This window comes from Pseudomonas sp. TH32 (assembly GCF_016650855.1).
In the GTDB taxonomy this organism is placed as follows: Bacteria; Pseudomonadota; Gammaproteobacteria; order Pseudomonadales; family Pseudomonadaceae; genus Aquipseudomonas.
This window is the reverse complement of the sequence record NZ_JAEKFA010000002.1, coordinates 5,338,446-5,352,736: the sequence shown is the minus strand read 5'-3', so window position 1 is coordinate 5,352,736 and position 14,291 is coordinate 5,338,446. Positions and strand designations below refer to the sequence as shown.

General features: G+C 64.4%; 10 protein-coding genes. All 10 read left to right on the top strand.

Features of this window, described 5'->3' with window-relative positions; genetic code table 11:
* Nucleotide 1 precedes the first annotated feature (1 nt).
* The 10 genes from JFV30_RS28345 to JFV30_RS28300 all read left to right on the top strand — a co-directional run bounded on the left by JFV30_RS28345 (nt 2) and on the right by JFV30_RS28300 (nt 14,279).
* Nucleotides 2–1,291 (top strand): DotU family type VI secretion system protein, encoded by a 1,290-nt coding sequence (locus JFV30_RS28345; RefSeq protein WP_010168244.1) that lies wholly within the window; start codon nt 2–4, stop codon nt 1,289–1,291.
* Nucleotides 1,288–4,788: a type VI secretion system membrane subunit TssM gene (tssM, locus tag JFV30_RS28340; RefSeq protein WP_201125707.1), complete on the top strand. Its 3,501-nt coding sequence runs from the start codon at nt 1,288–1,290 to the stop codon at nt 4,786–4,788. The genes JFV30_RS28345 and tssM overlap by 4 nt, the downstream gene beginning before the upstream one ends.
* Nucleotides 4,785–5,438, top strand: coding sequence for a type VI secretion system-associated protein TagF (gene tagF, locus JFV30_RS28335; protein ID WP_201125706.1), 654 nt, complete (start codon nt 4,785–4,787; stop codon nt 5,436–5,438). Before tssM ends, tagF begins: the two co-directional genes overlap by 4 nt.
* The gene (locus JFV30_RS28330) at nt 5,439–6,158 is read left to right on the top strand and encodes a PP2C family protein-serine/threonine phosphatase (RefSeq protein ID WP_010168239.1); all 720 of its coding nucleotides are present in this window, start codon (nt 5,439–5,441) and stop codon (nt 6,156–6,158) included. It begins immediately after the preceding gene.
* The gene (locus JFV30_RS28325) at nt 6,155–9,157 is read left to right on the top strand and encodes a serine/threonine-protein kinase (RefSeq protein ID WP_201125705.1); all 3,003 of its coding nucleotides are present in this window, start codon (nt 6,155–6,157) and stop codon (nt 9,155–9,157) included. The genes JFV30_RS28330 and JFV30_RS28325 overlap by 4 nt, the downstream gene beginning before the upstream one ends.
* A complete protein-coding gene (locus JFV30_RS28320; RefSeq protein WP_201125704.1) occupies nt 9,157–9,861 on the top strand; it encodes an ABC transporter ATP-binding protein in 705 nt (234 codons plus the stop codon). The genes JFV30_RS28325 and JFV30_RS28320 overlap by 1 nt, the downstream gene beginning before the upstream one ends.
* Nucleotides 9,861–11,045 (top strand): ABC transporter permease, encoded by a 1,185-nt coding sequence (locus JFV30_RS28315; RefSeq protein WP_201125703.1) that lies wholly within the window; start codon nt 9,861–9,863, stop codon nt 11,043–11,045. Before JFV30_RS28320 ends, JFV30_RS28315 begins: the two co-directional genes overlap by 1 nt.
* Nucleotides 11,038–12,765, top strand: coding sequence for a formylglycine-generating enzyme family protein (locus tag JFV30_RS28310; RefSeq protein ID WP_201125702.1), 1,728 nt, complete (start codon nt 11,038–11,040; stop codon nt 12,763–12,765). The genes JFV30_RS28315 and JFV30_RS28310 overlap by 8 nt, the downstream gene beginning before the upstream one ends.
* Before the next feature lie 84 nt (nt 12,766–12,849).
* Nucleotides 12,850–13,773: a type VI secretion system-associated lipoprotein TagQ gene (gene tagQ, locus JFV30_RS28305; protein WP_010168230.1), complete on the top strand. Its 924-nt coding sequence runs from the start codon at nt 12,850–12,852 to the stop codon at nt 13,771–13,773.
* 125 nt (nt 13,774–13,898) lie between these two features.
* Complete coding sequence (locus JFV30_RS28300) at nt 13,899–14,279, top strand: hypothetical protein (protein WP_010168229.1); 381 nt, start codon at nt 13,899–13,901, stop codon at nt 14,277–14,279.
* Nucleotides 14,280–14,291 lie beyond the last annotated feature (12 nt).

Genomic DNA, 14,291 nt, shown 5'->3' with positions numbered 1-14,291 from the left:
GATGCATCCGAATGACGATGACCGCACCCAGTTCATGCCGCGCCCGGGTGGCCGTGCGCCGGAGCCGGTTCGTGCAGAGCCGGCGCCGCTGTCGATGCCGGCTGCGCCGATACTGACGGGCAAGGCCCAAGGCCTGAACCCGCTGGAAAGCGCCGCCGGCCCGCTGCTGTCGCTTCTGACGCGCCTGCGCAACACGATTGCCCACCCGGCGCCGTCGAGCCTGCGCGCGCAGTTACTGGCTTACCTGCGCCAGTTCGAAGAGCGTGCCGAGGCCGCCGGCGTGGCGCGCAATGACGTGCTGTTGGCGCGTTACGCGCTGTGCACTGCCCTTGATGAAGCGGTGCTGAGCACGCCGTGGGGCAGCACCAGTGACTGGGGCAAACAGAGCCTGCTGATCACCGTGCATAACGAAGCCTGGGGCGGCGAAAAGGTTTTCCAGCTGCTGGATCACTGCCTGCAAAGCCCGCGCGAACGCCTGTACCTGCTGGAGCTGTTGTACCTGTGCCTGTGCCTGGGGTTCGAAGGCCGCTACCGCGTGATGAATGACGGCCGCAGCCAGTTGGAAGCCCTGCGTGAGCGCACCGCGGCGGCGATTCGCAGTGCCCGTGGTGAGCATGAGCGCGAGCTGTCGCCCCACTGGCGTGGCGTGACCGTGGCCCGCGATCGCCTGGCGCAATTCATGCCGCCGTGGATCGCCGTGGCCATCGGCGTGGCGCTGCTGCTGGCGTTGCTGTTCGGGTTGCGGATGAAACTGGCGTCGGATGCGGAGCCGGTGTTCAAGAATATTCATGCCTTGGGCGAGATCCCGGTACAGGCCATCGACCGTCCGGTAGCCCAGCCGAAAATCATCGAGCGGCCACGCCTGGCGGGCTTCCTGGTGGAAGACATCAAGGCCGGTCGCGTCGCGGTAGAGGATGCCGTCGACCGTTCGGTGGTGACCATCCGTGGCGATGAGCTGTTCGCCTCGGCCAGCTCCAGCATCGTCGATGACTTCCAGCCGCTGATGCTGCGCATCGCCGACGCCATCCGCAAGGTCAAGGGTCAGGTGCGCGTCACCGGCCACAGCGATAACCGTCCGATTGCCACCCTGCGGTTCCCGTCCAACTGGGCGCTGTCCGAGGCGCGGGCCAAGTCGGTGCTGGAGATTCTCGCGGCCAAGACCGGCCAGCCGGAACGCTTCAGCGCCGAAGGCCGCAGCGACACCGAGCCGGTGGCGACCAACGCCACCGCTGAAGGCCGTGCGCGCAATCGCCGGGTAGAAATCACCGTATTGGCGGAGGGGGTCGAGTGAAGGCGTTTTTCAGTTTCGTGATTCGCTGGGTGATCCCGTTTCTGGGCTTGATCGCCCTGAGCCTGATCATCTGGTTTGTGGGGCCGTTGCTCGATGTGCTGGTGCCGGAAGGGCGCCGCTGGGCGCTGATCATCCTGGTGTTCGCGGTGTGGATTGCCTACCGCGTGTTCCGGATCATCCAGGCCCGCCGTCAGGCTGCTGAAGTGATGCGCAGCCTCGCCGCAGAAACCCCGCCGGACCCTGCCAGCGTCGCCACCGCCGAAGAGCTGGCGACCCTGCGCCAGCGCATGGACGAAGCCCTGGCCCTGTTGAAAAAGGCCAAGCTGGGCGGTGACGAGCGCCGCAACCTGTACGAGCTGCCGTGGTACGTGATCATCGGCCCGCCGGGTTCGGGCAAGACCACCGCGCTGGTCAATTCCGGGCTGCATTTTCCGCTGGCTGCGCAACTGGGTGCCGGTGCGGTGCGTGGCGTGGGCGGTACGCGCAATTGCGATTGGTGGTTTACCGACCAGGCCGTATTGCTCGACACCGCTGGCCGCTACACCACCCAGGACAGCAACTCCACGGTGGACAAAGCCGCCTGGCTGGGCTTCCTCGACCTGCTGAAAAAGCAGCGTTCCCGGCGCCCGATTGACGGTGCGTTTATTGCCATCAGCCTCTCGGACCTGCTGCTGGGCAGCGACGCCGAGCGCGCCGCCCATGCCGCCGCGATCCGCCTGCGTATCCAGGAGCTGTACACCCAACTGGGCGTGCGTTTCCCGATCTACCTGATGCTCACCAAGCTCGACCTGGTGCCGGGCTTCATGGAGTTCTTCGACAACCTGAGCAAGGAAGAGCGCGCCCAGGTGTGGGGCATGACGTTCGCCCTGGACGATGGCAAGAACACCGACAGCCCGCTGGCCCACCTGCAAAGCGAATTCGCCGGCCTGGAACAGCGCCTCAACGAGCGCCTGGTGGAACGCTTGCAACAGGAACGCGACCCGGCGCGGCGCGACCTGATCTACGGCTTCCCGCAGCAGTTCGGTGCGCTGAAGGATTGCCTGCAAGGTTTCCTCGAAGGTGTGTTCAAACCCAACGCCTTCGAAGAGCGCGTATTGCTGCGCGGCGTGTATTTCACCAGCGGCACCCAGGAAGGCAGCCCGATCGATCGCTTGATCGGCGCCATGGCCCAGAGCATGAACCTGGACCGCCAGCACCTGGCGCGCCAGACCGGCACCGGGCGCAGCTACTTCATCGAAAAATTGTTCACCGCCGTGGCCTTTGCCGAGCGAGGCCTGGTGGGCGTCAACCCGAAGGTGGAGCGCCGTCGCAAGTGGATTGCCCGTGGTGTGCTGGCCGCAACCGTAGCGTTGGTGCTGGTGGTGAGCACCCTGTGGTGGGTGAGTTATCGCGCCAACCAGGCCTATATCGCCCAGGTCGACCAGAAGGTCGCGCCGTTGGGCCAGACCGTACAGAACCTCAGCCCGGCACAGCGCGAAGTGCTCGCGGTATTGCCGTTGCTCAACGCCGTGAAGCACCTGGCGGGCGACTCGCCGAGCTGGTCCGAAGGTTTGGGCCTGTATCAGGGCGACATGCTCGAAGCCGAATCCGCGAGTGTCTACCGCAAGCTGTTGATCGCCGTGTTCGCGCCCCGTTTGGTGACGCGCATCGAGGAGCAACTGCACGGCGGCGGCAATTCCGATTTCCTCTACGAAGGCTTGAAGGCCTATCTGATGCTCGCGGATAACGAGCATTACGACCCGGACTTCATCAAGGCCTGGATCGCCCTGGACTGGGACCGCAACCTGCCGCGCGACCTGCCGGCGGATCAGCGCCAGGCCTTGATCGGGCACTTGCAGGCCTTGTTCGAACGGCATCCACCCAGCGCCCGTCTCGACCCGCGCTTGATCGACGACCTGCGCCGGCAACTGCAACAACTGCCGGTGGCCCAACGTGTGTACGACCGAATCAAGCGCCAGAAACTGCCCGAAGGCGTGCCGGATTTTCGCATCAATGAGGCAGCGGGCCGCGATGCGGCGCTGGTGTTCAGTCGCAAAAGCGGCAAGCCGTTGGGCGAGCCCTTGAGCGGCTTCTTCACCGCCAAGGGCTATCGCCAGGGCTTCCTGCTGACCAGCCTGAACCAGGCCGGCACCCTCGCCGAAGAGCAATGGGTACTGGGCCACGAGCAGGCCGATCAACAGAACGTGGTCAGCCTCGCCGCCGACGTGCGTCGCCTGTATTTCCAGGACTATCAGCGCCAGTGGGACGCCTTGCTGGCGGATATCGACTTTGTGCCGATCACCAGCGTGGCCCAGGCGGCCGATGTTTTACGGGTGATCTCGGGGCCGACGTCGCCGCTGAAAAAGCTGCTGGTGGCGGTCTCCAAGGAAACCGATTTGCAGGCGGAAGAGCGTCTGCTGGCGGCCAAGGGCGCGCCGGTGGAAGGCGGCGTGGACAAGCTCAAGGAGCGCCTCGGCAGCCTGTTGGGTCAGGACCAGCCGAGCGCCAATGCACCGGCCGCCAGTGAAGACCCGGTGACGGCGCACTTCGCCGAACTCAACAGCATCGTCAGCAAGAACGAAGGCGAACCCGCGGCCATCGACGGCCTGCTGGCGGACATGAACGCGCTGTATGTGCAGGTCAGCGCGATGGTCGGGGCCAGCGGCGATGCATTGCTCGGCGAAGCGAAAAACCAGGCAGCGGCGGCGGCCACGCGGGTCAGCCTGAATGCCGAACGCCAGCCACCGCTGGTACAGGGCATGGTCAAGTCGGTGGTCAACTCCACCACCAACAGCATGATGGGTGGGGTGCGCAACCAACTGAATGCGGCGTGGGTCAGCGAAGTGGTGAACGTGTATCGCCAGTCCCTGGCCGGGCGTTATCCGATGTCGCCAGGCAGTGCGCGGGACGCGACCCTGGATGACTTCGGCCAGTTCTTTGGGGTGGGCGGGGTGATGGACAACTACTTCCGCAAGTACCTGCAACCTTACGTCGACACCTCCACGCAAACCTGGCGCTGGCAGCCGGGTGCGGCGCAGAAGCTCGGCATCGCGCCGGGTGTGCTGCAAACCTTCCAGCGGGCGGCGACCATTCGCGATGCGTTTTTCCGCGCGGGTGGCACTCAGCCGATCGTGCGCTTTGAACTCAAGCCGGTGGCGATGGACGCGACCATCACTCAGTTCCTGCTGGACCTCGACGGCCAACAATTGAGCTACGACCACGGCCCGAGCCGGCCGGTCGCGATGCAATGGCCCAACCCCGGCAGCATCGGGGTGGTGCGCATTTCCATCATGCCTCCGTCGGCCAGCGGGCGCTCCGGCGTGACGCTGGACGGGCCGTGGGCGTGGTTCCGGCTGCTTGAGCAGTCCGACCTGACGGCCGGCAATTCGCCGGACCGCTTCAACCTGCGGCTGCGGGTCGATGGCGCGAGCATCTCTTATGAACTGCGGGCCAACAGCGCCTTTAACCCGTTCAAGAGTCGCGTGCTTAACGGCTTCAGCCTGCCGGAGCGGCTATGACCACGTTGGGTTTCTACGGCAAGTTGGCCAGCCGCGGCGACTTTGTCAGCCGCGCGCTGCCCCAGAGTTTTATCGGCCCTTGGGACAGTTGGCTGGCGTCCGGATTGCTCGCCAGCCAGAACCACCTTGGGGCTGGCTGGTTGAACGCTTATCTGGTCAGCCCGGTGTGGCGCTTCGTGTTGGCGCCGGGTGTGTGCGGGCCGGACGCGGCGGTGGGTGTGGTGATGCCGAGCATTGACCGGGTGGGGCGCTATTTCCCGCTGACCGTCGCTGCGCTGTTGGATCACGATACCGACCCGGCCTCCCTCGTCGCCGGCCCGGACGCCTGGTTTGAGCAGGTGGAAGAGCTGCTGCTGAGCACGCTGGATGCCGGCGCTACGTTCGAAGGGTTCAGCGAGGGCATCGACAGCCTCGGTGCGCCAGCCTGCCAGCCACGCCTGTCGGGCCGCCGTTTCGCCAGTTTGCAGCGTGTCGATGTCACTGACCCGCAAGCGCGGATGACCGCACTCGCCGAGCTGGCCTGCGAAGGCGCGAGCCTGTGGTGGGGCCGTGGTTCGCAACAGATTTCCCCCGGTTTATTGCGGTGTCAGGGCCTGCCTGCCGCCGGCGATTTTGCGCAATTTTTGCTTGGCCAAGAAGGTGTTGTGTAGATGCGGTCCACGTTCAAATCCGCCAGCAAAAGCCACGTCGGCATGGTTCGCCAAGTCAATGAAGACGCCTGCCTCGACCTGCCGGAAAACGGCCTGTGGGTGGTGGCCGACGGCATGGGCGGGCACGCGGCGGGGGACTACGTCAGCAGCCTGATCGTCGACAGCCTGCGCAGCCTTCCCGTGGGCCGTTCCCTTGAGGAATACACGGCGGCGTTGCGCAGCGACCTGTTGCGGGTCAACGGCGCGGTGCGCGAAGAAACCGCCCACCGTGGCGTGACGCTGATGGGCAGCACCGTGGTGTTGCTCGCCACCCGGGGCTTGCGCGGCGTGTGCCTGTGGGCCGGTGACAGCCGCCTGTATCGCCTGCGGGACGGTGTGCTGGAAAGCATCTCCCGCGACCACAGCTACGTGCAGGATTTGCAGGACAGCGGCCTGCTCAGCGAAGCCGATGCCCGGGTGCATCCACGGGCGAATATCGTCACCCGCGCGATTGGCGTGGAAGCGCAGCTGGCGTTGTCGTCGGTCGACCTGTTGATCGCGCCGGGCGACAGTTACCTGCTGTGCAGCGACGGCCTGAACAAGACCGTCGAAGACCACGAGATTCGCGAAGTGCTGAGCCATGACGAGCCGGATGAAATCGTCCGTAGCCTGGTGCACCTGGGGCTCAATCGCGGCGCGCCGGACAACATCACTGCCATCGTCGTGAAGGTGTCGACATGAACATCCTCATTCCCGGCTACGACATCGAAGGCGAGATTGGCGTTGGCGCCATGGCCAGCGTGTACCTGGCGACCCAGCGCTCGCTGGAGCGCAAGGTGGCGTTGAAGATCATGGCGGCGGCGCTGGCAGCCGACCCGAGCTTCTGCGAGCGCTTCCTGCGTGAAGGCAAGACCCTGGCGCGCTTGTCCCACCCGCACACCGTGACCATCCATGACATCGGCAATGTCGGTGAGCTGTACTACATGGCCATGGAATACCTGCCCAACGGCACGCTCAAGGAGCGCATTGCTGCGGGCCTGACGCCGGAGCAGGGGCTGACGTACATCCGCCAGATCGCTTCGGCGCTGGGGTATGCCCACGCCCAGGGTTTGGTACACCGCGATGTGAAACCGGCGAACATTCTGTTCCGCGCGGATGGCACGGCGGTGTTGTCGGACTTTGGTATCGCCAAGTCGCTGGATGATCGCACCCAGTTCACCCAGGCCGGGTTTGCCGTCGGCACACCGAGCTACATGAGCCCGGAACAGGCGCGGGGCCAGGAGATTGATGGCCGCGCCGACCTGTATGCGTTGGGCGTGGTGCTCTACGAAATCCTGGTGGGCAAGCTGCCGTACAACGGCACCGATGCGCTTTCCACGGCGCTGGCGCACCTGACTGAACCGCTGCCGGAATTGCCGGTGCACCACGGGCGCTATCAGGAGGTGTTGCGCAAGCTGCTGGCCAAGGACCCGGCGGACCGCTTCCCGGATGCGGCGGCGTTGTTGGCGGCACTGGACCAGTTGCCGAAAGAAACGCAGGTAGAGGCGACGTTGATTCGGCCTTTGCCGATTCCGGTCCCCGTCTCGAATGACCTGGCCGGGCTCACGCCGGTTTCCATCGAAATCCCGACCGACAAGCCGCAGCCGCAGCCGGTGCGCCAACCGGTGGTGACGCCGACGCAACACGCCGCCGTGTCCGAACAAAACCGTGGGCCGGTGTTGGCGTTGGCGGCGGTTGCCGTGGCGGTCGCGCTGGCGATTGGCGGTGCGAGTTACTGGTGGTTGAAAGATGACGCGCCAGCCGCCGCGCCGCCGGTTGTCGAGGCCGCCAAAACCGTTACGCCGCCAACCGCGCAACCTGTGGTCGCGGAGGCCGACGGCGGTCAACGCCCGCTGCTGATGGCCGGCAAGAAAACCCTGTTCCAGCGTGTATTGAGCAAGCCTGGCGCCAAGCTTTCCCACGACGCGGGCGGGGCGCCGGGCGAAGGCTTGCCGGCGTTTTCGGTGCTCTACGTGTATCAGCGCAAGGACATCGAAGGCAGCCCGTGGCTGCGTGTTGGCGCCGCCACCGACGGGCGCAGCGACGGCTGGTTGCCGGCGGCGCAAGTCAGCGACTGGAAGCAGAGCCTGGTGCTCAAGTTCACCGAGCGTTCGGGCCGGGCGCCGGTGATGTTCCTGCGCCAATCTGCGCAGGTGGAAAAGCTGCTCGCCGATCCGGCAGCCGCAAAAAACCTGCTGCTCAAGGTGCAGAAAAACAGCGAGGACAACCAGCAGGTGCTGGCGCTGGAACCGACCGCCAGCGCGGTCCCGCAGAACCAGTTCTACCTGCTGCCGATTTTTGATTCCAAAGAGAGCTTCGACGAAAACGGCCAGCCGGTGCAGTTGCTCAACGTCGCCTCCATCGACCCTGGCAGCACGCCGAACACCGTGGCCAAGGCCGTTGCGCGCGCCCCCGTGGCGGATGCCGACGCCTTCCGCACCGCCGTGGTGCTGGTGGTCGACACCACCGTCTCGATGCAGCCCTATATCGACCAGGTGCGCGACGTGGTGCACGAACTGCAAACCCGCATCGCCGAACGTGGCGAGCTGGACAGCGTGAGCTTCGGCCTCGTGGGCTTTCGCAACAGCATCAAGAAAACCCCGGGCCTGGAATACGTGGCCAAGACCCTGATCACCCTCGACCAGGGCCGCGACCCGCAACGCTTCCTCGACATGGCGCGGCAGGTGAAGGCGTCGACCGTGTCCAGTCACTCGTTCAACGAAGACGCGTTCGCGGGTGTGATGCAGGCGGTGGAAGGCATGGACTGGTCCGGCTATGGCGGGCGCCTGATCCTGCTGGTGACCGACGCCGGTGCGCTGCGCAAGAACGACCCGTTCGCGACCACCCAGATGAACGAAGCCGAAGTGCGCCAGGCGGCATTGGGCAAGCAGATCAAGATCTACGCCCTGCACCTGCGCACCGACGCCGGCAAGAAAACCCACAGCGGCGCCGAAACCCAATACCGCACCCTGACCGCCGACGCCAACCCGCAGATCGGCGATTTGTACACGCCGGTGCCTGGTGGCGATGTGCGCAAGTTCGGCGAGCGGGTCGACGAGATCGGCACTGTGTTTGCCAACCTGGTGCATCAAGTGCGCAGCAACACGCCGCAGCCGGTGCCGCTGCTCAGCGCGGCGCCGACCCTGGCAGACAAGTCCGCCGCCGTCGGTTATGCGATGCACATGGATTTCCTCGGGCGCAAAACCGCGAGCCAGGCGCCGCAACTGGTGAGTGCCTGGACCGCCGACCGCGACCTGACCAACACTGCGCTGCCGGCCTTCCAGGTGTGTGTGATGCTGACCAAGTTGCAGCTCAACGACTTGCAGCAGTCCTTGAAACTGATCGTCGACGCCGCGCGCAAAACCCAGACCTCGCCGAAGGATTTCTTCCAGGAAATCGCCAGCGCCTCGGCCTATATGAGCCGCGACCCACAGGCCTTGAAAAAAGGCGGAAACCTGGCGGACGGCGGCATCCTTGGCGAGTACCTGGAAGGCCTGCCGTACCGCAGCAAGTCGCTGAACATGACTCAGGATTTGTGGCTGTCGTTGAGCGTGGCCGAGCAGGAAGACTTTATCGACGAGCTGGATTCGAAGATCCGCCTCTACGAAACCTTTCACAACGATGTGGCCAACTGGGTCCGTTTCGGCGATGCCGAGCCGGGTGATGCGTTGTACCGCGTGCCGTTGTCGACGCTGCCGTAATGCTGAACTTGAGCGCAGTGCACAAGAGCCGGGGCGTCGGCGCCCAGCGCTACAGCCTGGTGATTCCGGGCTTGCAACTGCGTGCGGGTGAACAGTTGGCGGTGGTGGGGCCGAGTGGCTGTGGCAAGAGCACGTTGCTGGATTTGCTCGCGCTGGTGTTGGCGCCGGATCAGGCCGGGCAGTTCGACTTCAACGGTGTCGACGTCGCCGGGCTTTGGCGTGGCGATCAGCAAAGTGAGCTGGCTCGATTGCGCAGCGGGCACCTGGGCTATGTGCTGCAAACCGGTGGCCTGCTGGGTTTTCTCGATGTGCGCGGCAACATTGCGCTGTCGCGGCAACTGTTGGGCTTGAAGGATGACGGCAGCGTGGCGCGGTTGGCTGAGCAGTTGGAGATCACCGATCAGCTGGATAAGAAGCCGGCGGCTTTGTCCGTGGGCCAGCGTCAGCGGGTCAGTTGCGCGAGGGCTCTGGCCCACGGCCCGCAACTGTTGCTGGCGGATGAGCCCACTGCGGCGCTCGACCCGCTGAACGCCGAACGTGTGATGCAGGCTTTGCTGGCCCAGGCGCGGAACAACGGCGCGTGCTGCGTGATCGCCACCCATGACGAGCCCTTGGCCCGGGCCAGCGGCTTGCAGGTACGGCGCATCAGTTGCCGTCGCGACACCGACGGCGGCGTCACTGCGACCCTTGGGGAGGCGTGCTGATGCGTATCGCGCTGGTGGCTTCCCTGGCCTGGCAGGACTACCGCAACGACGCGTGGCTGTCGGTGTGTTCGGTGCTCGCGTTGGTGGCAGTGATCGCGCCGTTGCTGGTGTTGTTTGGCCTGAAATATGGACTGGTTGGCAGTTTGACCGAACGTTTGGAGAACGACCCGGCCACCCGGGAAATTATTCCGTTGGGCGGTGGTCGATTCAGCAGTGAATTTGTCGAGCAGCTGCGCCAGCGCCGCGACGTGGCGTTTGCCTTGCCGCGTACCCGGCAGATCGCGGCGACGGCGCAGTTGGGTGCAGTGACGGTGGAGATGCTGCCGACCGCCGACAACGATCCGTTGCTGGCCGGTCTGCCAATGCCCAAGGGCCTGGATCAAATCGTTTTGAGCCACACCGCCGCCGAGAAACTCGGGGCAAAGGCCGGGGATTGGCTGGAGGCGAGTTTTGGTCGCCAGGTGGCGGGTCGCGTCGAGTCGCAACGCACGCGGGTGCAGGTGCTGCAGGTGTTGCCGCTGGAAGCCTTCGCCCGGGATGGATTGTTTGCGCCCCTGGGGTTGCTGGAAGCGGCGGAAGATTATCGCGATGGCCGCGCCGTGCCGGCGTTTGGCTGGGACGGCGATGCGGTGGGTGTGAGTGAGCAGCGGGTTTACCCGGCGTTCCGTTTGTATGCGCGGCGCTTGGTGGATGTGGAGCCGCTGCGGGTGTATTTCGCCGGGCAGAACGTGTTGGTGTCGACCCAGGCCCAGACCATCGCCCAGGTGCAGTCGTTGAGCCGCAACCTGTCGATCGTGTTCTGGATCATCGCCGGGCTGGCCCTGGCGGGCGCGTTTGCCGCGATCTTTGCCGGTGCGCTGGCGGCGGTTGCACGCAAGCGCCGGGAATTGTCGGTGCTGCGGCTGCTGGGTTTTCCCACGGCTGGGCTGTTGCTGTTCGTGGTGTTGCAGGCGCTGTACAGCGCCGGGTTTGCCGCGGTGTTGAGCGGGCTTTTATACGGGCTGGCAGAGTCAGGCCTGAACCAATTATTCGTGCAGGTGCCGGGCGAGTACGCCAGTCACCTGCTGGCGCGTCATTACGGCCTGGCCCTGGTTGCTGTCCTGGGCGTCAGCGCCGTGGCGGCGGCCTGTGGCGGTTGGCGTGTGGCGCGTATCCAGGCTTCTGAAGGAATCAGAGATGTATAAGTTACTGGGCGCCGCCGTGGCGCTGACCCTGGCTTCGATGGCCTGGGCCGACGAGGGCTCTTCATCAGAAGGGCAGGACAAACTGGACAACCCCAAGCCGCTGCCGGATGACGTCAGCCTGCCACTGCCCTGCGAAGGCAACATGGTGTTCCGCTATGCCTACGTGCTGGCCCAAGGGACCCTGGACGACCGCGAGATCAGCCTCGGCTACCCGTTCAGCGAAGGCGAGGCGGGCTACCAGCAGTCGTTCATTTCCGGCTACCGCCGGGACTTTATCAACGGCCAGTTCACCCTCAAGGACCTGCCCAAGGACTGGAACAAAGTCATCGCGCCGCTGATGCCCAAGACCGACGCCAAGACCCCGCTCAAGCCGATGCTCTACTTCATCGGCAAGTACGAAGTCACCGCCCGGCAGTACGCGCAGGTCATGTCCCAGGCGCAATCCCTGGCCAGCGGCGAGCCGGCCCCGGCGTGCGACGTACCCACCGGCATGGCGGCGCGCCTGCCCAAGGTCAAGCTGTCGCGCTTTGAGGCGGAACGCTTCTCGGCGGTGTACAGCGCGTGGCTGATGAAGTACCACCGCGAGCTATTGCCGGTGAGTGGTCGTGGTGCTTCGGCTGATGACGGCGGCCTGGGTTTTGTGCGCCTGCCTACCGAGGTGGAGTGGGAGTTTGCCGCACGCGGCGGCCAGGCAGTCAGCCGTCAGGACCTGGAAGGCCGGCTGTTCCCACGACGCACCGAGGGCAGCGAAAGCGACGGCGCGCTTGCCGATTATGCGGTGTTCAACCAGGTCGCCGGTGGCACCGGCCAGGCTGCACGGTTGATGCCCATCGGCACCAAATTGCCCAACCCGATCGGCATGTTCGATGTGATCGGCAACGCGGCGGAAATGGTCCAGGAGTCGTTCCAGCTGGTGCACGCCGGGCGTCGCCAGGGCACCTACGGCGGCTTTGTGGTCAAGGGTGGCAACTACCTGGAAGGCGAGGGCACGCTGTTCACCGGCATGCGTCGCGAGTACCCCTTGTTCGCCGCTGATGGCACCGAACAAAGCAACGAGACCACCGGCTTTCGCGTGGCGATTGGTGCGTTGTCGGCACCGCGCTCGCGCTACAAGGAGCTGTTCGCCCAATGGCAGAAAGAAGGCCGACTGGCCTCGCTGACCGACGCCATCGACGACGCCCAGGACCCGACCAAGCGCCTGGACAGCATCATCGCCGCCAGTGTTGACCCGCGCCTGCAAGCCGAACTTGGACTGGTCAACGAAGAGCTCAAGCGCAACGTCTCGCTGATCGCCCAGCAGCGTGAAGAGGCGGCCGGCAACCTGATTCAGTCTGCGGCCCTGGTGGCCGAGACCATCAACAACTACAACATCCGCCTGATCAATTTGCAGAAGAGCCGCCAGCAGGCTATCGACGCGAAGGATGAGGCCAGTGCGCAGTTGTTTGCCACGGCGATCACCAATGGGCGCAGTGCGCTGGACGGCGCGGTGGCGATCTATATCGACAACCTGGCCACCGGTACGCGCTACACCGATGCGGTGATCCAGGCGCAGTTTCAACGGATCAAGGAAGAGTTGGATCGCAAGCCAGTGCTGGGCAAGAGCCTGGTGACGCGCGCGACGTTATTCGTTCGCCATGTGGGCAACTACCGCAAGCAACAGCGGGCCGACCCGGCGACGATTTTGAAGGAATTGCTCGCAGCGAGCGGTCAGCGGTCTTGACCGCTGGTTGTATGGCGAGCTTGGAAGGGACTCAGGCGGCGGTGGGCCGTGCTGGGCAAGTCAAACTTAAAAGAGAACACACCTATGCTTTTTTCCCGTAAGGCGGTTTCCAAGCGTCATCTGCTGTTGATTGCTGCCGGTTTCAGCACCGTGCTGACCGGTTGCGCAACGTCGCCGACCTCCAAGGTCGCCTCGACCACCAAGGTCGAGTACTACCCGAACTGTTATGAGCCGGTACAACACCTGCGCGCCACCGATTCGGACCTGACCAAGTCGGTCGTCACCGGTGCTGCCATCGGCGCGGCCGGTGGTGCACTGCTGGGCGCCTTGACCGGTGACTCCGACAAACGTGGCCGCAATGCCGCAATCGGCGCAGCGGGCGGCGCCCTGGCCGGCGGTGCAGCGGGTTACTACACCGAGCGCCAGAAGCAGATCACCGACGACAACCAGCGCATCGCTTCCTACGCCACTGACGTCAACAAGCGTGCCTCCGACATCGACCGCAGCACCGCATACGCCAAGGCGTCCCAGCAGTGCTACCAGAGCGCGTTCACCAAGCTGGTGGCCGACCGCAAGGCCAAGACCGTCAATGACGTCGAAGGCCGCAAGCGCCTGGCAGAAATTGTCTCCGGCCTGAAAGAGTCCAACGACCTGATCGTCGCGGTCAACGGTAAAGCCAGTGAAGACTTGAACAACTACACCCAGGCGTACGAGCAGGACCTGCAACAAGTCGGCGTACAACGTGCCGACGTGGTGACCGTGGCCACCGCTGACACCACCCCGGTGGTGACGCCCGCCAAAGGCAAGAAGCCGGTAAAAGTGGCGAAAAAGCCGGTGCTGCCAACCGTGCCGAAAGAAGCGGTAGCCACCGAGAAAACCATCCAGACCGCGCAGACCAAGCAAGCTGAAAGCAAGCAGGTCGCCAGCGCCGGTAAAGCGCAGATCGAAGGCACGTGCCGCGATCCAAACCTGGCCGACTGGGCACCGGTTCCTTGCCCTAACGTCTAAGCCAAGTTGTTGCTATAAGCGTTAAACGCCAGCCGATCTCCTGCTAAAACGGGAGATCGGTAGCGTTATTTGCACAAATCGTTAAACTGCTGCGGCCACCCAATAATTACACTGAGGCCGTGTGCATGAAATTTCGTTTTCTTCTCTGGATGCTTGGCCTGTTGATGGGCAAAGCCAGCCGCACCAACCCTGCGTTCCAGCAGCAGTTGGGTGACAAGGACCTGGCGTTCCAGTTGCAGACCCTCGACGGCAAGGTTGCCCGTCACTTCATCGTCAAAGACCAGCGCATCACCAGTCGTTCGGGTGTTCATCCCGCGCCTGCGTTTGCTATTGCCTTCAAGGATGCCGCCTACGGCTTCGCCACGATGCAGGCGAAGAACAAGCAACTGGCGTTCATGACGGGGATTCAGGACAAGTCGATCCAGATCAAGGGCAACCCGGCACTGGTGATCTGGTTCCAGGGGTTGACCAAGTATTTGAAGCCGAAGAAAAAGCCGAAGGCTTAAGACCGAGTTGAA

Excerpts from the sequence above, each read along its gene's own strand:
- JFV30_RS28310 (WP_201125702.1), top strand. The coding sequence starts at position 11,038 with ATGTATAAGTTACTGGGCGCCGCCGTGGCGCTGACCCTGGCTTCGATG.
- JFV30_RS28345 (WP_010168244.1), top strand. The coding sequence starts at position 2 with ATGCATCCGAATGACGATGACCGCACCCAGTTCATGCCGCGCCCGGGT.
- JFV30_RS28320 (WP_201125704.1), top strand. The coding sequence starts at position 9,157 with ATGCTGAACTTGAGCGCAGTGCACAAGAGCCGGGGCGTCGGCGCCCAG.
- JFV30_RS28300 (WP_010168229.1), top strand. The coding sequence starts at position 13,899 with ATGAAATTTCGTTTTCTTCTCTGGATGCTTGGCCTGTTGATGGGCAAA.
- tagF (WP_201125706.1), top strand. The coding sequence starts at position 4,785 with ATGACCACGTTGGGTTTCTACGGCAAGTTGGCCAGCCGCGGCGACTTT.
- JFV30_RS28325 (WP_201125705.1), top strand. The coding sequence starts at position 6,155 with ATGAACATCCTCATTCCCGGCTACGACATCGAAGGCGAGATTGGCGTT.
- JFV30_RS28330 (WP_010168239.1), top strand. The coding sequence starts at position 5,439 with ATGCGGTCCACGTTCAAATCCGCCAGCAAAAGCCACGTCGGCATGGTT.
- JFV30_RS28315 (WP_201125703.1), top strand. The coding sequence starts at position 9,861 with ATGCGTATCGCGCTGGTGGCTTCCCTGGCCTGGCAGGACTACCGCAAC.
- tagQ (WP_010168230.1), top strand. The coding sequence starts at position 12,850 with ATGCTTTTTTCCCGTAAGGCGGTTTCCAAGCGTCATCTGCTGTTGATT.